Raw genomic sequence first — 20693 nt, 5'->3', positions numbered from 1 at the left:
CTTATTTCAGGCAATAAAGCGGCGGACGGACATCCTTCTTCGCATCCATTGAGATGGGATACGTTCAGATATCGTCGAATGGCGCCTTCAATATCAATCGCGTCCTCCCGTGCTTGCTCCAATTGTGCGAGTTGACCGGTTAGTGCACTTGAGAGGGCCTCCCGTACCAAATCCTCCTTCGAGTCGAAATGAGCGTAAAAGGCCCCGTTCGTTAATCCCGAATCGGCCATGATGCCAGCCAGACCTGAGGCAGCAACGCCGTCTTTCCTAAAACGCCGTGAAGCAGTGTCAACGATGCGCTTCCGCGTGATTTCTTTGTGGCCCTTCTCGAAACGCATTGATCCAGCCTTTCATTGGTTATTTAAACCTGATGCAGCAGCTAAAAAGCCGCCGCATCCTATTTTTACGTTACTTTACAACGCGGCTGCATCCAACGCAGCTTGCAAGTCTTTATCAAGTTGGCGTGCGATGTTATCGACTTGGCTGTTTCCAAATTGGCCGAAAGTAGAAACAGGACGGTCAAATTCGAAGCCGACTTCGCCATTTACATCTTCACGCAGTAGTACGCGAATGGGTGCATAGAGTGCTGCAGACAACTGATGCCGCGTCATTTTAGTCGCGGTCAGTGGATTGCCGATGTCGTATTGTATTGCGCGACGTTTCAGACCCGCTACAGTCAATGCCGCACCGTGGTCTCGGAATCCGAAGATTGAGAGCGGCGGTAAAGCTTCCAATTCTTTCAATGCACGCACGCTTTCGCCGTATCTCAAAAGCGTGAAGATGCCATCGTCAATCCGCGGAACCGAGTTTTCCAGCTTGGCTTTGACAATATCAAACGAGTTTTCCGAGCGGATCGTTACGTGTTCGACCGAAATCGTGTTTGTTTCATGAGTTGTATTAGTCATTATGAGGCCTCTTTAAATAGGGGATGACAACGCGCCAACCACGGATTCCACACGGCGAGCGACGCTGAGGAGCAATCTGTCTTGACCAAGTGAGCCGTCGATTTCAAGACCTATTGGCAATTTGTTGCGAGCCAGCCCAATAGGAATGCTGATACCTGGAAGACCCACTGAACTTGCTGGAATCGTGTTGTTGGCAAGAGCCATGTAGCTCACTTCCTGACCCGCGATGAAGAATTTGTCCTGGCGGTCAATCAAAGGCGCCGTAGTCGGTGTCGTTGGCAAGAGCAATGCTTGAGCACCATGAGCTACAAATGCTTTGTCGTAGCGACGCATGATTTCAGCGCGTGCAACTGTCAGGTCATTTTTGTATGTTTGGTCGGAGATGTATCCTGCGCCGCTCGGCAAGGCAAAGTGACCCCACGCTTCTTTAAGTTCAGGCTTCAGTCCGCTATATATTTCGTCGAAGGTGACCGGGACCTTGTTTTCGAGAAGGAAGTGCTCAAGGGCTTCTTTCGTTTCGCGGAAGAAAATATCCCAGGTCGTTGTCAGAGCCAGCGAAGAGAAATCTTTTCCGAGGTCGATTTCGACGATCTCCGCACCAGCTTCGCGCAAACGGTAAATGGCGTCTTTGAATTGCGCCTCGACCTCGGGGTCGACAAGCTCAAGATATTGGCGCGGCGCGTAGGCTAGCTTTACGCCTTTCAAGTCGGACTGGCTGGAATTGTCTGTTTTGGTTTCCCCGGTCACGACTTGGTCGATCAGCATGCAGTCTTCTACACTGCGCGCAAACACGCCTGTCGTATCAAGAGTATGGGAAATCGGAGCGACGCCTTCCCGTGGCCACCTTCCTGTCGTCGGCTTGAAGCCCACTACACCGCAAAGCGATGCAGGTACACGTATCGAGCCTATGGTGTCGCCACCTAACGAAGCTGGCACGAGGCGCGCTGCCACGGAAGCACCCGAACCACTGGATGATCCACCCGTGACATGTTTTTGGTCATGTGGATTCTTCACTTGGCCAAATGCTTTATTGTTGCCGGTCAAACCGTAGGACATTTCAACCAAATTATTTTTGCCAAAGACAATTCCGCCTGCACCTTTGATTTGCTTCACGCTCCCGGCATCATGATCCGGCACAAAGTTTTTCAGATTGGAGATCCCGAATGTCGTGCGGAGTCCTTTCGTCAGATAGCTGTCCTTGATCCCGATTGGAACGCCGAGCAAGGGAGCCGTTGCACCTGCAGCACGCGCCTTGTCTGCGGCTCTGGCTGCTTGCAACACCGCTGGCTCATCTATCGTAATAAAAGCATCCAGTCCGGAATGAGCCCGGGCCTTCTGCAACAGCGCGTTAGCATACGACTCGGATGATATTTCGCCATTGCGAATAGCTTCAGCGGCGGCAGCGACACCAAGTGCCGTGAGGTCTTCGGCAGCAGTTTTTTTCGAAATTTCAGGTTGTTCTTGCATGTTATTTCTCACATTTCCAACAGGGCCAGGTGTTTCCGGACGTGCCATAGCGATTTTTGGCAGCAACGGGGTTATGGCTAGAGAAGCCATTTGCTTCATGACATCGCGACGCTTCATGTGAGGCCTCGCATGGTCCATTTGCGGTTCATCGTTATGCTCCTTCAGACATTCTTTGCATTACGAATGTAATACTGTATTACGATCATAATTTAAAAGAGCGCAAAAAACAAGGTCATCGTCTCAAAGGATGTGCCGGTCGCGACGAGGGGTGTTTGGAACTTGGTGACGTTATTGCAATTTTCTGTGACTTCGAGCGCTAGACAAACAAATATATTCGGGTTTGGTTGTCTGCTCAGGATCGAAGCAATCAATTCGCTATCGGCCAATAGTGGTGATGAACAGCGAACAGGCAATGCCGAAAGCACGCGATCCCGCTATCGACCTAAAACATGCGTTATCGATAAAACGGTTCGACCTTGCCTTTTAATTTGGTCATCAAGGGATTGCCCTTGCGATCCAGGGCTTTTCCTGCGGGGACTTTGACCCATCCTTCGCTGATGCAATATTCCTCGACATCGGAGCGTTCCTTATCGTTAAGCCTGATGCCGACATTGTGCTCGAATATGGCAGCGTTGAAGTACGGGCTGCGAGGGTCGATGGAGAGGCGGTCGGGGAATGCGGGGAGGTGTGCGGTATCGTTCATGGCGACAATTATCAACCATAAAATTAACCAGAACAAATTTTTGCCTGGTTTCGTCGAACGACGACCGGTTCTTGTCGGTTGTTTTCAACATTCTGTGACGCGTGGCACGTTTGATTGAACGCGCAGCAAACTTGTTCGCCGAATAAAAAAAATGCAGGGCCCCGCGACAAGGCCCTGCATTCTCCAACGTCAGTTCAGCAAGGTCAGGAAGCCTTCAGTTCTTTCGCCATCTTCAAATGGTTTTCGATCGTCGGTAACAGTTTCTTTCCCAGTGCCTTGAAGTCGGGGTCTTTTGCGTCGCTTGCAATTTTGCCGACCAGCTTGACTGCATCCTGATGGTCCGCCATTGCTGCCATCGAAATATATTCGCGATCAAATTCGGCGCCATTTTTTGTGTCGAGCTTTTTCAGCGCGGCCTTATGCTTGTCGTCGGTTTCCTTTGGCAAGGCGACGTGCTTGTCCTCTGCCAGCTTGGCAAGATCCTTTTGCGCCGCCGTATGGTCATCGATCATTTGCTTTGCAAATTTCAGGACCTGCTCGTTCTGGGATTTCTTTTGCGCCAGTTCGGCAGTGGCAATTTCGGCGATATTTGCCTGTGCCAGCTTCTTCATCATTTGTTGATCCGCAGCCGGCACTTCGCTTTTGGCACTACTTTTTGCCGAATGATCGCTGGCCATGGAGCCACTCTGCGCATATGCGCCAGGGGTGGAAAATGCCAATGCCATCAAGGCCGCCAGGGATGCTTGTTTAAAAGTGGGTTTCATGTGTTCTCCGGGGAATTTTATGTTGTCGGTAAAAATGTCCAGCAGGGAAGAAACGGATTCTCGATCCTGTGTGACACAAGTTTGGTTAGATTGCGTGGACAGTTCTGTGCGGTGACAAACATACAGATCGAAGGGGGAAACATGTTTCAGCCTGCAAGCGGCATGGAACCCGCCCGGCACTGGAGCGTAAAGCAGACTTGCAAACAAAGTCCGTTCACTACCTCGCGAGATCTGTTGCTCCTGATGTCACGAACTTAAATGCGGAACCGACAGTCATATTGCGGGATTTAATTCTTCCGCTTCATCGACCCTTTGCCCCATTGATCCATTGATCCATTGACCTGGTCGCACATGAAAAATTATCGTGTTGTGTTCGGTGTTCCTTTTCTCAATCCGTGGTCATCGACGATGTTGTCGATGATTGCGTCGCTGCTTGCCACCCATGCGCAGGCGCAGGAAGCGGCATCGCCACAGGCACTGCCTGAAATCGTCGTCAGCGCGAGTCGCTCTGAACAGGATCGATTCGATGCGCCTGCCGCGATCGATGTCGTGCAGGTCGATGGCTTCACCGTGCAATCGCCGCTGGTCAACATGTCGGAACTGTTGGGTACCGTGCCGGGCGTGCAGGTGCGAGAGCGGCAGAATTACGCACAGGATTTGCAGATTTCGGTACGCGGTTTCGGTACGCGTTCCACCTTTGGTGTCCGTGGCGTGCGCATCCTGATCGACGGAATCCCGGCGACCATGCCGGACGGGCAGGGGCAGGCGTCCAGCGCCAGCCTGGCATCGGCGAGCCGTATCGAAGTATTGCGCGGCCCGATGGCGCAGTTGTACGGCAACTCTGCCGGCGGTGTGTTGCAGGTTTTTACCAGAGAGCCGCCGACGAAACCGGAAGCCTCGCTGTCGCTGGGACTCGGTTCCGACAATCAGCAACTCTATGGCCTCTCCGCGGGCGGCGGCAACGACACACTGGGAGGTGTCATCGACGTCAGCCAATATTCGACTGACGGTTACCGCGATCACAGCGCGGCGCGGCGCACGACCATTAACGCCAAGGTCGTGGCACGGCCGTCCAGCGACACCAAAATCACTGCCATCCTCAACAGTTTCGATCAACCCTTGTCGCAGGATCCGCTCGGGCTTTCACGTGCCGATTTCGAGCGCGATCCACGTCAGGTTGTCCCCGGTGCCATTACTTTCGATACGCGCAAGACAATTTCGCAGCAGCAGATCGGCCTTGTGCTCGAACAACGTTTGAGCGCCAGCGACATGTTGAATGCGCGCGTGTATGGCGGTACGCGCAAGGTGTTCCAGACGCTTTCGTTTCCCGGCGACGCGGGGGTTCAGGCGGGAGGCGTGATCGATCTGGACCGCGGCTACGGTGGCGTCGGTTTGAACTGGACGCACGAGACGCAAGCAAACGGCTTGCCGCTGAACTGGACCGTCGGCGTGGAAGCTGACTCTTTGAGTGAACGCCGCCAGGGTTTTGTCAACGATGGCGGCACGCCGGGCGCGTTGCGCCGCGATGAAAACGATCACGCCAGAAACACCGATGTGTTCGCCCAGATCGACTGGACCTTTGCGCCGCAATGGCGCGCCACCGCCGGCGTGCGCACGAGTCGCGTCAAGCTGTCGGTCGACGACGATTTCATCGTGCCTTTGAACAACCCCGACGACAGCGGCAGCGTCGAATACAGGCAGACCAGCCCGGTCGTCGGACTGGCATGGAGAGCGAGCGACAACGTCAATCTCTACGCCAATGTCGGCAAGGGATTCGAAACGCCGACTCTGGCCGAATCAGCCTACCGTAATAACGCAACCGGGCCGAACCTCGGTTTGCGCGCATCGACCAGCGTGCAATCGGAGATTGGCGCAAAGATCAGAAGCGGGCGGCACGAACTGGATTTTGCCGTCTTCAATTCACGCAGCAAGAATGAAATCGTGCAGGATGAGGCAGAGGGTGGCCGATCTACATTCCAGAACGTCGACGGCGTCGAGCGCCGTGGTGTCGAAGCGTCATGGCACGGCAACTGGAACAGTCAGCTCTCGACCAGCGTCGCCTACACATGGCTGGACGCGCGATTCAGCGAGTCATTCACCAGCAACACGCGCACGATCGATTCGGGCAATCGCCTGCCCGGCACGCCGGAACACAGCCTGTATACCGAACTGCAATACCGCTGGCAAAACGCCGTGACGACGGCAGTGGAGATGCGCGCCGAAAGCAAGTCCTATGTCGATGACATCAACAGCGATGCTGCAGGCGGCTACGCGGTATTCAATCTGCGGGCCGGGTACGAGTTCAATGTCGGTTCCGCGAAGACGATGCTGTTCGGTCGCATCGACAATGTATTCGACCGCGCGTATGCGGGATCGGTGGTGGTCAATGACGGCAACCAGCGATTTTTCGAACCGGCACCGGGGCGTCGCCTCTACGTCGGGATGCGGACGCAGTTCTGATCTGCATCCGCCTTCCCCCTTCCGCCCTCGGAAATTTACCGGCCAGGAATTTATCGAGCAGTCTGGGCAGCCTTGTTCGGCGTCACGCGCCAGATCGTATTCGACAGATCGTCCGCAACAATCAGTGCGCCGCGAGGATCAACCGTCACGCCGACCGGTCGACCGCGTGTCTTGCCGTCGGCACCGAAAAAGCCTGTGACGAAATCAATCGGTTTTCCACTCGGGCGACCGTCGCGGAACGGCACGAACACCACTTTGTAGCCGGCAGGCGTCGCACGGTTCCAGCTGCCGTGTTCGCCGATGAAGACACCCTCTGCAAACTGTGCACCCATTGCAGGTTCGGAGAAATCGACGCCGAGCGCAGCGACGTGCGATCCCAGTGCGTAATCAGGCTTGATTGCGGAGGCCACCTTATCCGGATCCTGCGGTCGCACGCGATCATCCACATTCTGGCCCCAGTAGCTGTAAGGCCAGCCATAGAACGCGCCGTCCTTCACCGACGTCAGATAGTCCGGCACAAGGTTCGGCCCGATCTCGTCACGCTCGTTCACGACCGCCCACAACTGGCCTGATCGCGGCTGGATCGTGAGTGCGGTCGGATTGCGCAAGCCGGTTGCATAAGGCCGGTGTGCGCCGTTTTCGGCGTTCACTTCCCAGACCATCGCACGGTCGACTTCCGCCACCATGCCGCGCTCGGTAATGTTGCTGTTGGAGCCGATGCCGACATAGAGCAAACGTCCGTCCGCACTTGCCGCCAGCGACTTGGTCCAGTGATGATTGATCTTCGACGGCAGGTCCGTCACCTTGACCGGCGGCTCGCTCGCCTGCGTCTGGCCAACGCGATAATTGAAGCGCACCAGCGCATCCTGGTTGGCGACGTACAGCTTGTCGCCGACCAGCGCAAGTCCGTAAGGCGCATCGAGTTTATCGGCGAAGACCGTCTTCATCTCGTACTTGCCGTCGCCATCGGCATCGCGCAACAAGGTCAGGCGGTTACCGCCCTTGACGGGTGTCGTTCCCTTGGACTTGATGTATCCGGCAATCACGTCCTTCGGTTTGGTCGGCGATGCATTGCCGCCTTTACCTTCTGCAACCAGGATGTCGCCATTGGGGAGAACCAGCGTCTGGCGAGGAATCTTGAGATCGGTGGCGATCGCCGTGATTGAGTAACCTTCAGGCACCGTCGGATGTTGATCGCCCCACGGCGCAGGCTCCGCGATCTTCATCGTCGGCAGCAGTCCGCGTTGCGGTTCGGGAAGCGTCGGCTCCGGCCCGTGTTGCTCGACGTCCTGACCTTTTTCACCGCAGGCGCTCAGCAACAATGCGAGCGTGACAGGCGCCAGCAGGATCGCATGGCGACGGGTACCGGATAAATAATTGGATAAGCGTTTCATCGTGCGTCCCCCTCACCGAATCTGGCCAGGCCTATGCAGGTCGCTATGCAGGCGAGCACGAAAACGATCACCGACAGAACGAGGCCCATGGGCATGACTGCCCAAGCGTCCTTGGCGTGGGTGAGCGAATTGATAAAGCCGATGACCCAGGTCGCCAACAGAAAGAAGGTGTACAGGAATGCATGCGTGGTACGGCGATCGGCCGCAATCAAACTGACGATCGACCAGATCAATGCAAAGCCGCCGAAGACAAGTCCGCCTGCGGTCAGCCACGAAGCGAAGTCGCTCCACTGTATCTGGTAACTGGAAAAATACGCGTAGTCGGCAAGTACGCTCCCGAGAAAGAGAGGAATCGTACCTGAAAGAAAAACTGCATGAATCGGATGAAGCCGGCTTCTGTATATCGAGTCGTCAGTGACAGTCACAGCGTGTCTCCTCATTGCAGGTGGGCAAGAATTCAAACGGAGCGGCCTCGCAAGCACCAGTTACTTTGTGTTACGACTTCGTCTTCTCGACGAGGTTCCACGGATGTCGCGGAATCAACGTAACGCTGCGAAAGTATCGGTGCGTCTGCACACCTGTGTGATGTGACAAACAGAATGGAAGGGTAAGTGGCAGAGCGGCAGAAGTGCAGCGTGGTCAAGGCCTGTTTGGCACGCTCGACCGAAACGCGCTGTATGCGGTCGGGCGCATCTTGCTGTCGCACATAAACAAAATCCCCGCTATGGCGGGGATCTTCGTAGGTGGTCGGCTATCCGACCTCGCAGTCGATTACAGGCTGCGGTAACGCTTCAGGCTCTGATACTTCGCTCCGCGTGTTTCGCACAGTTTGGCGATCAGTGCGGCACGGGTTGCTTCAGAAGCTTTTGCTGGTACTGCTTTGGTGAATGCTTGTGACATTGTGACTTCCTTTCGTAGTGAACTCTTTTGGAGTAACTACATAGTGCGGCCGGTAGAGATATAAATCCAATTTCCTTATCTGATATATGTCATTCGCGCAGCTTATATCTTTGACCGGCTGCGATACTGTTTACAGACGATCAAAGTGCCTTTTCAATCGACATTTAGGTCGAATTCCGGACAAAAAAGTCGTCCAGTTGGGTCTTTGCAGTCGTGTCTTCACCCGGTATTTTCTTACAGAAGGACGCGGCCTAGACCGATACGTTGTTCCGATGGCAGCAAGCACAATGCACATGCATTCGTGCATGCGTGCGTCAACCTTTGCAAATAGAGATGCCATGAAGGCCACAACAAGATTTTCAAAACAGCCTGACCATCAAAATGCTGATCGTGTTCTCGTCGGATTGCCGGAACGGCTGTGTGTCCGGGTCACGATGCAGAACGCAATGCAGAACCCGATGCGCCGTACTCCTTGCGTAGCAAACAGATCATGACGATCGCATCCGGTTACTCATCTGGTTACGCGTCCGCTTCGGCATCCGGTTCGGCGTCCGATTATGCGTCAGATAACCTCGATTGCCTCATTATCGGCGGAGGCCCGGCCGGCTTGACGGCTGCCACCTACATGGCACGTTATCTCAGGCGCGTGCAGATCATCGATGGCGGCAATCCGCGACTGGGCTGGATTCCAAAATCGCATAACTATCCGGGCGTGCCCGAAGGAATGCATGGAGAGGACGCGCTGTACTACATGCGGAGTCAGGTCGCGCTTTACAACGTGCCCGTTATCAACGACCACGTCGTGGAAATTAAAAAGAGACCCGACGATGATTTTCTCGTCGCAACCAAAGGCGGGAACCGGTTGCGCACACGCACCGTGTTGTTATGCACCGGCGTGGTAGACGTCGAACCTCGATTTGACGGCGTAAAGCAGGCGTTGAACGACAGCATACTCAGGTATTGCCCGATCTGTGACGGTTACGAAGCGGTCGACAAAAAAACCGTCATCCTGGGAATGGGAAAAGGGGGCTTTGCTGAAGCGTTATTCGTCCGTCATTACACGCCGTATGTCAGCCTGCTGACGCTGGGGATGGAAAGCGAACTGACAACGCAGGAACATGAAAAATTAAAAAAGGCGGGCATCCGTCTGTTTGATGCCCCCGTGGCCGATATCCGCTATCAGGAGCGCGAAAAAAACATCGTCGTTCGTTTTCAGACGGGGGACGTAGAGTCGTTTGATGTGATGTACAGCGCGCTCGGAACCAAGGTGAATTCCGAACTCGCAAGCCAGCTCGGCGCCACGTTGAATGAAGAAGGCAAGGTCGACGTGGATGCGCATATGCAGACGTCTGTCTCCGGCCTCTACGCTGCAGGAGACATTGTCGTGGGACTCAACCAGATCGTGGTCGCAATGGGGCAGGCTGCCGTTGCAGCAACCGCGATTCATAACCGTTTAAGCACCTGGCATACGGTTCCATGACAGCACTTGTTCTGACGTCTGCTATGTCCTGTTTCAGTCGATGACGCGCGATCGTTTCCCGCCATCGTGAGGAGATTCCAATGAAGATCGGTATGCAGACCTGGGGAAGCGACGGCGACATTCTGCCGTTCATGGCGCTGGCGCATGGATTGCAACAAGCGGGTCATCAGGTCACGATTGCCTACACCAGCGTCGACAACAAGGATTACGCCGACTATGCCGCTGCCGGCGGTTTTGTCGCCGTGCGCGCGTATGGCGACTTTGCGAGCGGCCCTAACGCCGTACTCGAAGAGATCGTGCGCACCAACGATCCGATGAAACAGTTCGTGCTGGTGATGCAGCAATACTTCGATCCGGCGCTGGAGGCGATGTATGCCGCGTCGCAGGCGCTGTGTGCGGGCACCGACATCGTCATCGGCCACATGGTCAATCACACGCTGCTGACAGCGGCAGAGATCAGTGGCCGTCCGCGTGTCTCCGTCGCACTGGCGCCGCTGGCGGTGCGCACCAGCGAAATTCCCTTGTTCGGCCCCAACCTCGGGCGATTCATCAACAGCCTGACCTGGAAGCTGGGCGACTACATCGGCCGCAAGAAAATGTTCACGCATGCCGAAGCATTGCGCCAGCGCGAAGAATTGCCGCCGCTGACAAGCGTGCAAAACCAGTTGTATGTCTCTGATGAATTGACGTTGATAGCGTCCAGCCCGACATTAAGCCCGCGACGTAGCGATTGGAGCGACCATATCCAGTTCTGCGGCGACCTGCATTATCCGCAGGACGATCATCCGATTCCGTTGCCGCCGGGTTTGCAGGATTTTCTGCAAGCCGGAGCGCCGCCGGTCTACATGACATTCGGTTCACTCGCACAATTTCAGACCGAACTGTTCGATACGCTGATGGCGGAAGCCGTCGCCTTGGCAGGCTGTCGTGCCGTCATCCAGTCCGACTGGCCGGGCAAGACGTCGCCGGATATCTTCCGTTGCGGTCGTGCGCCGCACGCGCAGGTATTCCCGCATTGCGCGGCTATCGTGCATCACGGCGGCGCGGGTACGTCACATTCATCTGCGCGATCCGGGAGGCCTTCCATCGTGATCGAGCACGCGTTCGATCAGCAATTCTGGGGCGATGAACTGCGGCGGGCTGGCGTGGCAGGCGATGTCCTGCATCGCAATACGGTGACGCCAGATCGACTTGCGCAGGCAATCCGGACCACACTGCAGTCGAGCGCAATGCAGCAACGGGCGATTGAAATCGGTCGCAGCATGCAGCAGGAAGTCGACGGTGTGGCGCGTGCGATTACGTTGATTGAAGAGCGATTCGGTCGTTGAAGCAACGCGCAGCAAGCAAGCCGGCGTCGCGCGAAGACAATCCACGCGACGCCGGCAATCGCGCTTACGGCTTGAGTGTGCCTTCGATCGAATCGTCCAGCGTCTTGCCGATCGTTGCGCCGATGACCATCTTGATTCCCGCCACGGCGCTGCCGTGTTTGGTATCCCAGTAATAGCCGCCGATCGGCGTTACCTTGATCACCGTGATGCGCGGATCGTTCTCGCCTTCGGTGAACCACGTCTTCAACAAAAATCCCCACAACTCCTTGATCTTTGCCTTGTCGCGTGACACGGTGGCGACGCCGTCCAGTGTCAGGAATTCCGAATGCTTGCTGCCTTGGAAGAGCAGCTTCACCGCAGCGTTCGCCGCAATTTCGGCATTCTTCCGGCTGTCGCTTGCACTGAGAAACCACAAGTTGCCCTGATCATCGACTTGCAGCGTCGACATCGGTCGCATGCCCTGCGAGCCGCCGCCGCTCGATGCCGTGCAAAAAAAGCAGGTCTTGGCATCTTCCGCCATCTCCTTCAATTTTTGCTGCGCGTCCTTGTCCGCCAGATCGGCGCGATTGTGTTCCGGCTGATGTGCATTGATCGAATCCATCAAAGTCTCCTTGGACAATTCATTGTTTCGATAAGGCATCGCACGATTGGCGATGCAGATTGATGTCGATCATACGGACGTGCCATGCATCGAGAGGTGCGCTACCTAACACGCAAAACACATCTGGTTAACACATGACTGCATGACTGCATGGCTGTCGGTGGTTTCAACCACGCGATTGACATCTGGTTCCTTCACGTCAGGTGGTTGCGTGCACTTGCTGTCAGCGCATGCGTCAACAAGGTCTGACGATTTTCATTGATGCAGCGCATTGACGTAGCTCATTGATGCTGCTCATCACACATTTGGACATTCACTAAAGTCTGTGCAGAAGGAAGAGCGATGCCACGACAGCGCCGACCCCTGCCTTCCGTTCATGCAATGAAAAACCCTCGACAAGTCGAGGGTCGCTATCCGACGGTCGCATGTGGCCGCCGAAAAACACGCCAAGCGCGATTACATCTTCGGCATCACGACCGTATCGATCACGTGAATCACGCCATTGTCGGCAGCGATATCCGTCTTGACGACGTTCGCGTTGTCGACCTTGACTTTGCCGCCGGCGACGGTGACTTTCAGATTCGAGCCTTCAACCGTCTTCACGTTACCGGCCTTGACGTCGGCTGCCATGACCTTGCCCGGTACAACGTGATACGTCAGCACCTTCGTCAATGCGGCCTTGTCTTTCAACAGCGCATCCAGTTTTGCTTTCGGGATTTTGGCAAAGGCCTCGTCAGTCGGCGCAAAGACAGTGAACGGACCAGGTCCCTTCAAGGTATCGACCAGCCCGGCCGCCTGCACTGCCGTGACCAGCGTATTGAATGAACCTGCCGACTTGGCGGTATCCACAATATCCGCAGCGTGGCTGAATCCCGCGGCCAATGCGAAAGCAGTACCGATCAAAAATTTCTTCATGTTGATTCTCCAGTCAAAAGTAAAAGTGAATTGCTTCGTTTGATACGTAAGGTCAGTAGTGGTCGTCGCCATGCACAGGATGGACACGGCGTGCATTGAATGTAGGTCGAATAAACCTTGTTGTCCATTAAATGAACCGGTAGAATCGAACAATATCGGTTCAATATCGGTTCAAACATGAAAAATACGGCCAGTAAAAGAGGTTTGCCAGTTCAGAAAGACAGTTCCGGATCGGCTTATCGCAGCGGAACGGCAGCGCGTCTCGCCGGTTTGTCGGTGGAAACGTTGCGCGTCTGGGAGCGGCGTTATCAACTGTCCGGGGCCGGACGGTCCGACAGTGGGCAGCGCTTGTACACAGCGGAACAGGTCAACCGCTTGCGCCTGCTGAAAAATCTCGTCGATCAAGGGCATGGCATCGGGTTGATCGCAGGTTTGCAGATAGCGCAACTGGAAGAGCTCGCACGTACACATGCGTCGGACCAGGTGCATCGTGCCGGACCGATCCGTGTCGCACTGGTCGGTCAGCGCCTCAAGGAGCGTCTCGCCGTCACCGGCCATACCAATCTGTCGCTGGATATCCGCAGCAACAGCGCCACGCTGGACGACGCCATGTCCGCCTTGCCGGATTCAGGCGCAGAAGTGCTGGTGGTGGAAATCGCCGAACTGGACGAATCCGCCGTGCCGCTGATCGAACAGGCGCGCAAGGCGGCAGACGTGCGCGGCGTTGTCGTGATGTATCGCTTTTGCGCGAGTGCCGTTATCCGCCAGCTGCGCATGAACAATTGCCTCGTCACGCGCGTGCCGACAGACATGAGCGAACTGGTTGGATGGTGTCGCAACGTGCTGGCGGGACAACGTGTCGCACTAGCTTCGGAGCGTGGCGCAGAACCCGGCGCACCGCAATTCGATGACGACACGCTCACCGGTTTTACCACTGCCCGTAATTCGGTCGGTTGCGAATGTCCGCGCCATCTGGCCGAAATCCTGCTGATGGTCGGCAGCTTCGAACGGTACAGCGCGCAATGCGCCTCTCGCAATGAAGACGACGCACTATTGCATCAGGAGCTGGGGCATGCAGCAGGGCGTGCACGCGGCATTCTGGAAGAAGCGATGGCGCGACTGGCGCAGGCAGAAGGATTGCCGTATTGATGCCTTGCCCATGAAAGCCGTGTCGGCTTTTCGGGTAGCTGCCAGACTTCCTTGATGATCGTTGTCCCGACTCAATGTGACGATACGAACAGGGCGTCAGGGTCTGCATCCGGCAGCGCAAACGCCTGCTTCATGCGTGCCACTTCTTCCAGCGGCGTCAAGCCGAACAGGCGCTTGAATTCGCGACTGAACTGGGACGTGCTTTCGTAACCGACCTGCGCGCTCGCCACCGCTGCGGTCAATCCATTGCGCGCCATCAGCAGGCGTGCGCGATGCAAGCGTGTCGACTTCAGGTACTGCATCGGCGACGTCGCAGTCACGTTCTTGAAGTGTGCGTGGAATGACGGCGCGCTCATGCCGGCTTCGTCGGCCAGTTGGTCGACATCCAGCTTCTCGCTGTACGCGGTATGGATTTTTCGGATCGCCTTGAATACCTTGCCGAACCGGCCTTCATTCGCCAATGCAGCGCGCATCGATCCGCCTTGCTCGCCGGTCAGCACGCGATAGTAGATTTCCTTCACCAGCGTGCGACCGAGCACACGCGCTTCCAGAGGATCGGCCATCGCATCGAGAAAGCGCAATACCGACGTCGACATGCGCTCATCCATTTGCGTGGCAAACATCGTCTGCGCGTCGACCAGTGCAGGCGCCGCATTCTCCTCCAGTTGCAGCAACAACTCGGCCACCAGCACAAAGTCCAGGCTGAAGTAGACCGCCAGAAACGGCTCGCGCTCACTCGCATCCATCTCCATCGTGAACGGTACCGGCACCGACACCGCGAGGTAATGCTGCGCGTCATAGACATACACCTGATCGGCAAAGTAACCGCGCTTGCGCCCCTGACACACCACCACGATGCCCGGCTCATACAACACCGGCGTTTCCGCCAGCGGTCGATCGGAACGAAGAAAGCGCACATCCGGCAATGGCGACAGGTTATAGCCTTCCTCCGGCGCGAGTGCGATCAGTCGCGTCACCATCGCGCGGTTCACCACCTCATTCGTTTTCGATTGCTTCTTCATGTCGGCCTGCCACACCTGCGGTTTTGCGTAAAGGAAAGAAAGGCGCATTTTAATAGTTTTAGGCAATAACGTCATGCGAACCGGCATGGAGCGAAGCGTCCTCGATGCGTAAGCTGTCGTCATGGCGATTACGCATCAATCGTTATCGCATTCACCGCACAACACGCATGAAAAAGGAAAAGAACATGAATGAAAATAGCAAGATGAACTTTCTGATCACCGGCGTCAGCTCCGGCTTTGGCCGCGCGTTCGCACAAGCCGCACTCGATGCCGGTCACACTGTCGTCGGCACAGTCCGCAGCGACAAGACAAAGACGGAATTTGAGGATTTGGCAACAGGCCGTGCACATGCACTGGTGCTCGACGTCACGCAGTTCGATGCCATCGACAATGCCGTTGCATCGATCACAGCCAAAGTCGGCGCGATCGACGTGCTCGTCAACAACGCCGGCTACGGTCACGAAGGCACGCTGGAAGAATCGCCGCTGGAAGAAATGCGTCGCCAGTTCGACGTCAATGTCTTCGGCGCCGTCGCGATGATCAAGGCCGTGCTGCCGTCCATGCGCGCGCGTCGCAGCGGCCACATCATCAACATGACGTCGATGGGCGGCTTCATCACGATGCCCGGCATTGCCTATTACTGCGGCAGCAAGTTTGCGCTCGAAGGCATTTCCGAAACGCTGGCAAAAGAAGTGGCGGGTTTCGGCATCAAGGTCACTGCCGTTGCGCCGGGGTCTTTCCGCACCGACTGGGCCGGCCGGTCGATGGTGCGCTCGGCGCGCAGCATCGCCGATTACGACGCGCTGTTCGATCCGGTACGCGCGGCGCGGCAGGCCAAGAGCGGCAAGCAGCTGGGCGATCCGGCCAAAGCGGCACAGGTGTTGCTGCAGATCGCGAATGCGGACAACGCGCCTGTGCATCTGCTGCTCGGCAGCGATGCAATGACGCTGGTGAAGGAAAAGCTGGATAAGTTTTCCGAAGAAATATTCGCGTGGAAGGATGTCACGTGTTCGACGGATGGTCATTGAACGGAAAGCGGAAAAGCATCTCCGCGCCAGGTTGCATTCTGCAAGGCTTGAGATGAACCGGCTTCACCATCGCCGTGCCGACCACAATGCAACCACGTCGCGCCCTGCAATGCATTTTTTCACCATGTCATATATCCACTGCGACGCGCTGCATGCACCGTCAATTGAGGTTTCATGCGGCGCTCAGCAGCGCTTGCCGGCTTGCGCTAAGATCAAAACCCCTTCACTCCTTCAGCCCATCATGAACAAGAAGAATCGTACGCAACGCATCCTGCTCGCCGGTCTGCTCGCAGCATCCTCCGCATTTGCCATCGCTCCGCTGACGGCCTATGCCGCGCCGCCGTCCAAGCAGACGTCGCAGGTGCCGGGCTACTATCGGATGGCAATCGGCGACATCGAAGTGACTGCGCTCTACGATGGCGACATCAAGCTCGACAACAAGCTGCTCAAGGGCATCAGCGAAAAAGACCTGCAAAGCCTGCTGGCGCGCATGTTCCTCGAAACCTCGAAAGGCGTGCAGACCGCCGTCAACGGTTATCTGCTCAACACCGGCCACAACCTGATCCTGGTCGATACCGGCGCGGCGAAATGCTTCGGTCCGACGATGGGCAACATCGGCGCCAACCTGCATGCAGCCGGCTATGCGCCGGAGCAGATCGATACCGTTCTGCTGACGCACCTGCACGGCGATCACGCCTGCGGTCTGGTCGGTGCCGACGGCAAGGCTGCCTATGCGAATGCCACGGTGTATGTCTCCAAACAGGAAGCCGCTTTCTGGCTGAACAAGGATGTGCAAGCCAAGTCACCTGACGGCATGCAGCCTTTCTTCAAGCTGGCGCAGGATTCTGTCGCACCTTATGTCCAGGCGGGCAAGTTGAAGGAGTTCGACAGCGGTGCCGAGATTCTGCCGGGTGTGAAGTCGGTCGCGGAGCCGGGTCACACGCCAGGACATGCCGGTTACCTGTTCAGCTCGGAAGGACAGCAATTGCTGGTGTGGGGCGATGTCGTACACAGTCATGCCGTGCAATTCACGCATCCGGAAGTGGCGATCGAGTTCGACGTCGACAACAAGCAAGCGATCGCGACACGCAAGAAGCTGTTTGCCGATACCGCCAGGCAGAAGCTGTGGGTCGCCGGCGCGCATCTGCCGTTCCCCGGCATTGGCCATGTTCGTGCGGAAAAGACCGGCTATGCATGGGTGCCGGTGGAGTATTCGCCTTTGATGACGAAGTAAGGGAAGCTGAAAAAAACGCCCGCGTTCCGGGAGGGAGGCGGGCGTTTCTATTTGGGCTGCAGACGGAGGTTTAACCCGCCTTCGACCGGACAGGCAGTTTCCAGTTCGGGCGGATGAAATGGCAGGTATAGCCGTTCGGATAGTGCTCCAGATAATCCTGGTGCTCAGGCTCGGCAGCCCAGAACGGCCCGACCGGTGCAATCTCGGTCACCACTTTCCCCGGCCACAATCCCGATGCTTCCACATCCAGGATCGTGTCTTCCGCGATCCGTTTCTGTTCTTCGTTCACATAAAAAATTGCAGATCGATAACTGGTGCCTCGATCGTTGCCTTGGCGATCCTTGGTCGTCGGGTCGTGAATCTGGAAGAAGAATTCCAGCAGCTCGCGATAGCTCGTCACACTCGGGTCGAAGATGATCTCGATCGCTTCGGCGTGAGTACCGTGATTGCGATACGTGGCGTTCGGCACATCGCCGCCGCTATAACCAACATGCGAAGACACCACGCCGGGACGTTTGCGCAACAGATCCTGCATGCCCCAGAAGCAGCCGCCGGCAAAGACAGCACGTTCGGTGGTTTGGCTCATTTGATTTCCTTCAGGTTAGTGGATGATGTTGCAGCGTGATGCAACCAGTGTCGTCACAGGGCAATGTCGCTAATGTGCAGGATATGGGGGCAAAAGCATATTTTTGAAGGGCTGCCCGGCTAACGATAGTCAAACTGTAAAGTCTCGGCCCCGCTGCCGATATCTGCGCGATTCTTCAATTTCCGCGGATTAGGGAAATTGCCTTTTCGACAGGAAAAGATACCGGAATTTTTCCTGTTCGGTCGAACAGCGATAGTTGGCGCGTGCCAATCTCAAATCCTAAAGTTCAGTATGATTCGATTATCGACGTGCTGCAAAGTTGGTAAGCAGGCTTCAAGCGAAAAACAACCGCACGGTGGAAATCTCTAGTTCTGCAATAACGCAACACGCAGCGCAATTGAAAAAACGCGTATTGAGTTGAAGGCAACGCCCTTGTTCTTGTTGGCGCAGGCGAATGATTGAAAAAGATAGTTCATTTCGAAGGAAGTTGAGGAGCCTATGACGCGCATCAATGCCCAGTCGCCAGTGCCTTACATTGTGTCGAACGACGCACGGCCTCGCGACAGCGTCGGGGCGGACGCCCCCCGGGATTTTCCGAACCTCTTGCGCGCCCAGCCTGAACCTGATCCCCTTTTACCTTCGACCGATCTCGCAGAAACGCCGCAACAGCCGAAGCCGTCCGCACCAGCACCGCAGCCGCAGGGCGCCGACGCAACGCTGGAGCATCTGCAAGCGTGCCGGGCAGTGCCATTCAATGTCGCAGGGCGGGGCGGTCGATCGACAGGATCGTCAGCCGCTAATCCGATTCTTCCGGACGGCGGTGTTCAAGGTGACGCTGCCGACAGCGCGGCAACTCTGGGCCTCACGTGTGCCGCCGAGCGTGGTGCTGTTCTGCGTGCCGAATACATACGTGGCTTGCTCTCGCGGCGCTCCGGCTTGTGCGGGAACGATGCCGTCGACGGCTCGCGTGTCGAGTGCGCGCCGAAAGATCCGGCGATGACCGAAGATCAACCTGCCAATATCATCATCTGGATTCCGGTTGAATACCTTCGAACGCCGCTGCAATCGACGCGGCCTCGGCGTCGGCGCAATCCACCTTCAACGGATGGTCGCCGCCGTAACGAACCGAATGGGGATATCGACGGCGCTGAATGAGACGTCGACGTCACTGCGCCTGCTCATCTCGGAGGCTCGTCGACATATCGAGAGTTAGTAAGAGTTTTCACAATGAGTCTATCGGATCCAAATCTGTCTGGATGTTGCATATGCTGCGGCTAATATAGTGACTTTATTACTCGCATAAGGCTGAAAATGACACCAGACATCACCATGTCATTTGCTGTTCAATCCAACCCGGGTGTCTATGCCTTACTGCTTGGCTCTGGTATTTCCCGCGCTGCCGGGATTCCGACCGGCTGGGAGGTGGTACTTGATCTCGTTAGAAAATTGGCGGCTGCGCAAGATGCCGATTGTGAACCAGACCCAGCTCTTTGGTATGAACAGACATATGGGACACAACCCGGCTATTCGCAACTACTCGACGCTTTAGCGAAAACACCAAGCGAACGACAACAGATTCTTCGTGCGTATTTTGAGCCAAACGGCGAAGAGCAGCAGGAAGGGCTAAAAGCACCAACGAAAGCGCATCGCGCTATCGCTAAGCTTGTTGCCAAAGGATACATTCGTGTTATTTTAACGACCAATTTCGACAGGTTGATGGAACGTGCTTTGGAAGATGAAGGCATCGCGCCCGTTGTCATTAGTCATGCTGACCAGATTCAAGGTGCGGTGCCACTTCCGCATATGCGTTGTTGCGTTGTTAAACTGCACGGAGACTACCTGGATACCCGCATCCTCAATACGCCGGAAGAACTGGCCTCCTACGATGATCGTTTTAACGATTATTTAAGCAGGGTATTCGATGAGTTTGGTTTAATTGCTTGTGGGTGGTCAGCGGAATGGGACGATGCACTACGTGGGTCGATAGAACGAATAACCAACCGACGTTACACGACATTTTTTGCCGCTGTAGGTACTCTTGGAGACCGCGCATCCGCACTGATGAAACACCGTAGTGGCATTCATGTTCCAATTTCAAATGCAGATGCCTTCTTTGAAAATTTGCAAACAAAAGTTGAGGCGATAGAAGCGTTCTCTCAACGTCATCCCTTATCTACTAAAGCAGCGGTTGCGGCATGCAAGCGCTTTCTTAGTGACCCAAATATATATCGTATTCGTCTTGCAGACTTGGTCAATGATGAGGCTCGGCGTGTCAGCGAGGAACTTAAAAGTGCAGAGCTCGCAAATACATCTGAAGCCATTACATCCGAAACGGTAACGACAAGAGTGCAACGTTATGACGCAATGTGCGCAACACTTTGTGCACTAGCTTTTCAAATTGGTCGCTGGGGAGACCGCGAATCAATCGAATATCTTGCAGAGGCACAAAAGCGCTTATACGCAACGCAGACTAAACAGGGCAGTACATTTTGGATTGCTTACCAGGGCTATCCTGTTTCGGTTATTTCTTATGCGGCTATGCTCGGCGCATCTCTTCAAGAACGCATTGATGTGGTCGGTGCGCTCTTGACAAACGAACTTGAGTACTCACACGACGAAACTACCCTTGCGATAGAAGCTATCCCACCTTTTTTCTGGCTCGAAAATGAAAGTTGGGGGAAATATCTCGAAGGAATGAACGATAAAAAAGCGCCCTTGAACGAATGGCTATTCAAAAAGTTATATGGAGACTTTCAT

Annotated in this window: 20 protein-coding genes; 8 read left to right on the top strand and 12 right to left on the bottom strand. The window is 55.6% G+C overall.

Annotated features, from left to right (window positions below):
- The 5 genes from VN114_RS12265 to VN114_RS12245 all read right to left on the bottom strand — a co-directional run.
- On the bottom strand, positions 1-338 hold a 338-nt coding region (locus VN114_RS12265), incomplete at its 3' end, for a TetR/AcrR family transcriptional regulator (protein WP_325515249.1).
- A gap of 75 nt (positions 339-413) precedes the next feature.
- Positions 414-905 (bottom strand): DUF302 domain-containing protein, encoded by a 492-nt coding sequence (locus VN114_RS12260; protein ID WP_325515248.1) that lies wholly within the window; start codon positions 903-905, stop codon positions 414-416.
- Positions 906-917: 12 nt separating this feature from the next.
- Positions 918-2489 (bottom strand): amidase family protein, encoded by a 1572-nt coding sequence (locus VN114_RS12255; RefSeq protein ID WP_325515247.1) that lies wholly within the window; start codon positions 2487-2489, stop codon positions 918-920.
- A gap of 337 nt (positions 2490-2826) precedes the next feature.
- Positions 2827-3075, bottom strand: coding sequence for a DUF3297 family protein (locus VN114_RS12250; RefSeq protein WP_325515245.1), 249 nt, complete (start codon positions 3073-3075; stop codon positions 2827-2829).
- Between the two features lie 203 nt (positions 3076-3278).
- Positions 3279-4046, bottom strand: coding sequence for a DUF4142 domain-containing protein (locus tag VN114_RS12245; protein WP_325515244.1), 768 nt, complete (start codon positions 4044-4046; stop codon positions 3279-3281).
- 144 nt (positions 4047-4190) lie between these two features.
- On the opposite strand from VN114_RS12245, the gene VN114_RS12240 reads away from it, so the two are divergent.
- On the top strand, positions 4191-6299 hold the full coding sequence (locus VN114_RS12240; protein WP_325515243.1) for a TonB-dependent receptor: 2109 nt from the start codon (positions 4191-4193) through the stop codon (positions 6297-6299).
- Between the two features lie 50 nt (positions 6300-6349).
- Here the strand turns inward: VN114_RS12240 and VN114_RS12235 are convergent, their stop codons facing one another.
- The 3 genes from VN114_RS12235 to VN114_RS12225 form a co-directional block, all read right to left on the bottom strand.
- A complete protein-coding gene (locus VN114_RS12235) occupies positions 6350-7693 on the bottom strand; it encodes a sorbosone dehydrogenase family protein (protein WP_325515241.1) in 1344 nt (447 codons plus the stop codon).
- Positions 7690-8118: a DUF2231 domain-containing protein gene (locus tag VN114_RS12230; protein ID WP_325515240.1), complete on the bottom strand. Its 429-nt coding sequence runs from the start codon at positions 8116-8118 to the stop codon at positions 7690-7692. The genes VN114_RS12235 and VN114_RS12230 overlap by 4 nt, the downstream gene beginning before the upstream one ends.
- Positions 8119-8464: 346 nt before the next feature.
- On the bottom strand, positions 8465-8593 hold the full coding sequence (locus VN114_RS12225; RefSeq protein ID WP_325515239.1) for a hypothetical protein: 129 nt from the start codon (positions 8591-8593) through the stop codon (positions 8465-8467).
- Between the two features lie 490 nt (positions 8594-9083).
- Between VN114_RS12225 and VN114_RS12220 the strand changes: the two genes are divergently transcribed.
- On the top strand, positions 9084-10073 hold the full coding sequence (locus VN114_RS12220; RefSeq protein WP_325515238.1) for an NAD(P)/FAD-dependent oxidoreductase: 990 nt from the start codon (positions 9084-9086) through the stop codon (positions 10071-10073).
- Between the two features lie 80 nt (positions 10074-10153).
- The gene (locus VN114_RS12215) at positions 10154-11401 is read left to right on the top strand and encodes a glycosyltransferase (RefSeq protein ID WP_325515236.1); all 1248 of its coding nucleotides are present in this window, start codon (positions 10154-10156) and stop codon (positions 11399-11401) included.
- Between the two features lie 64 nt (positions 11402-11465).
- Here the strand turns inward: VN114_RS12215 and VN114_RS12210 are convergent, their stop codons facing one another.
- Together VN114_RS12210 and VN114_RS12205 are read right to left on the bottom strand one after the other, a co-directional pair.
- The gene (locus tag VN114_RS12210) at positions 11466-12002 is read right to left on the bottom strand and encodes a pyridoxamine 5'-phosphate oxidase family protein (RefSeq protein WP_325515234.1); all 537 of its coding nucleotides are present in this window, start codon (positions 12000-12002) and stop codon (positions 11466-11468) included.
- Positions 12003-12458: 456 nt separating this feature from the next.
- Entirely contained in the window at positions 12459-12917 is a 459-nt protein-coding gene (locus VN114_RS12205; protein ID WP_325515232.1) for a fasciclin domain-containing protein, read from the bottom strand.
- A 177-nt stretch (positions 12918-13094) separates the two neighbouring features.
- Between VN114_RS12205 and VN114_RS12200 the strand changes: the two genes are divergently transcribed.
- Positions 13095-14066, top strand: a complete 972-nt coding sequence (locus VN114_RS12200; protein ID WP_325515230.1) for a MerR family transcriptional regulator — start codon at positions 13095-13097, stop codon at positions 14064-14066.
- Between the two features lie 71 nt (positions 14067-14137).
- Here VN114_RS12200 and VN114_RS12195 read toward each other — a convergent pair whose 3' ends face one another.
- Positions 14138-15088, bottom strand: a complete 951-nt coding sequence (locus tag VN114_RS12195) for an AraC family transcriptional regulator (protein ID WP_414694223.1) — start codon at positions 15086-15088, stop codon at positions 14138-14140.
- Positions 15089-15273: 185 nt separating this feature from the next.
- On the opposite strand from VN114_RS12195, the gene VN114_RS12190 reads away from it, so the two are divergent.
- Both VN114_RS12190 and VN114_RS12185 read left to right on the top strand, forming a co-directional pair.
- On the top strand, positions 15274-16116 hold the full coding sequence (locus VN114_RS12190) for an oxidoreductase (RefSeq protein WP_325515228.1): 843 nt from the start codon (positions 15274-15276) through the stop codon (positions 16114-16116).
- A gap of 241 nt (positions 16117-16357) precedes the next feature.
- On the top strand, positions 16358-17350 hold the full coding sequence (locus tag VN114_RS12185) for an MBL fold metallo-hydrolase (RefSeq protein ID WP_325515226.1): 993 nt from the start codon (positions 16358-16360) through the stop codon (positions 17348-17350).
- A 70-nt stretch (positions 17351-17420) separates the two neighbouring features.
- Here the strand turns inward: VN114_RS12185 and msrA are convergent, their stop codons facing one another.
- Positions 17421-17936 (bottom strand): peptide-methionine (S)-S-oxide reductase MsrA, encoded by a 516-nt coding sequence (gene msrA / locus VN114_RS12180; protein WP_325515224.1) that lies wholly within the window; start codon positions 17934-17936, stop codon positions 17421-17423.
- A 498-nt stretch (positions 17937-18434) separates the two neighbouring features.
- On the opposite strand from msrA, the gene VN114_RS12175 reads away from it, so the two are divergent.
- Both VN114_RS12175 and VN114_RS12170 read left to right on the top strand, forming a co-directional pair.
- Positions 18435-19091 (top strand): hypothetical protein, encoded by a 657-nt coding sequence (locus VN114_RS12175; protein WP_325515222.1) that lies wholly within the window; start codon positions 18435-18437, stop codon positions 19089-19091.
- A gap of 156 nt (positions 19092-19247) precedes the next feature.
- Positions 19248-20693, top strand: a 1446-nt coding sequence (locus tag VN114_RS12170) for an SIR2 family protein (RefSeq protein WP_325515220.1), incomplete at its 3' end; no start/stop codon positions are given.

Source organism: Oxalicibacterium sp. (genome assembly GCF_035565035.1).
GTDB lineage: Bacteria > Pseudomonadota > Gammaproteobacteria > Burkholderiales > Burkholderiaceae_D > Oxalicibacterium.
The sequence above is the reverse complement of the archived record's forward strand: the minus strand, read 5'-3'. Positions and strand labels throughout refer to the sequence as shown.

What these genes read in the sequence shown, in the direction of transcription:
- VN114_RS12215 (WP_325515236.1), top strand. Translation starts at nt 10,154, where the DNA reads ATGAAGATCGGTATGCAGACCTGGGGAAGCGACGGCGACATTCTGCCG.
- VN114_RS12205 (WP_325515232.1), bottom strand. Translation starts at nt 12,917, where the DNA reads ATGAAGAAATTTTTGATCGGTACTGCTTTCGCATTGGCCGCGGGATTC.
- VN114_RS12210 (WP_325515234.1), bottom strand. Translation starts at nt 12,002, where the DNA reads ATGGATTCGATCAATGCACATCAGCCGGAACACAATCGCGCCGATCTG.
- VN114_RS12185 (WP_325515226.1), top strand. Translation starts at nt 16,358, where the DNA reads ATGAACAAGAAGAATCGTACGCAACGCATCCTGCTCGCCGGTCTGCTC.
- VN114_RS12250 (WP_325515245.1), bottom strand. Translation starts at nt 3,075, where the DNA reads ATGAACGATACCGCACACCTCCCCGCATTCCCCGACCGCCTCTCCATC.
- VN114_RS12195 (WP_414694223.1), bottom strand. Translation starts at nt 15,088, where the DNA reads ATGAAGAAGCAATCGAAAACGAATGAGGTGGTGAACCGCGCGATGGTG.
- VN114_RS12175 (WP_325515222.1), top strand. Translation starts at nt 18,435, where the DNA reads ATGACGCGCATCAATGCCCAGTCGCCAGTGCCTTACATTGTGTCGAAC.
- VN114_RS12255 (WP_325515247.1), bottom strand. Translation starts at nt 2,489, where the DNA reads ATGAAGCGTCGCGATGTCATGAAGCAAATGGCTTCTCTAGCCATAACC.
- VN114_RS12260 (WP_325515248.1), bottom strand. Translation starts at nt 905, where the DNA reads ATGACTAATACAACTCATGAAACAAACACGATTTCGGTCGAACACGTA.
- VN114_RS12235 (WP_325515241.1), bottom strand. Translation starts at nt 7,693, where the DNA reads ATGAAACGCTTATCCAATTATTTATCCGGTACCCGTCGCCATGCGATC.
- VN114_RS12220 (WP_325515238.1), top strand. Translation starts at nt 9,084, where the DNA reads ATGACGATCGCATCCGGTTACTCATCTGGTTACGCGTCCGCTTCGGCA.
- msrA (WP_325515224.1), bottom strand. Translation starts at nt 17,936, where the DNA reads ATGAGCCAAACCACCGAACGTGCTGTCTTTGCCGGCGGCTGCTTCTGG.
- VN114_RS12200 (WP_325515230.1), top strand. Translation starts at nt 13,095, where the DNA reads ATGAAAAATACGGCCAGTAAAAGAGGTTTGCCAGTTCAGAAAGACAGT.
- VN114_RS12225 (WP_325515239.1), bottom strand. Translation starts at nt 8,593, where the DNA reads ATGTCACAAGCATTCACCAAAGCAGTACCAGCAAAAGCTTCTGAAGCA.
- VN114_RS12240 (WP_325515243.1), top strand. Translation starts at nt 4,191, where the DNA reads ATGAAAAATTATCGTGTTGTGTTCGGTGTTCCTTTTCTCAATCCGTGG.
- VN114_RS12190 (WP_325515228.1), top strand. Translation starts at nt 15,274, where the DNA reads ATGAATGAAAATAGCAAGATGAACTTTCTGATCACCGGCGTCAGCTCC.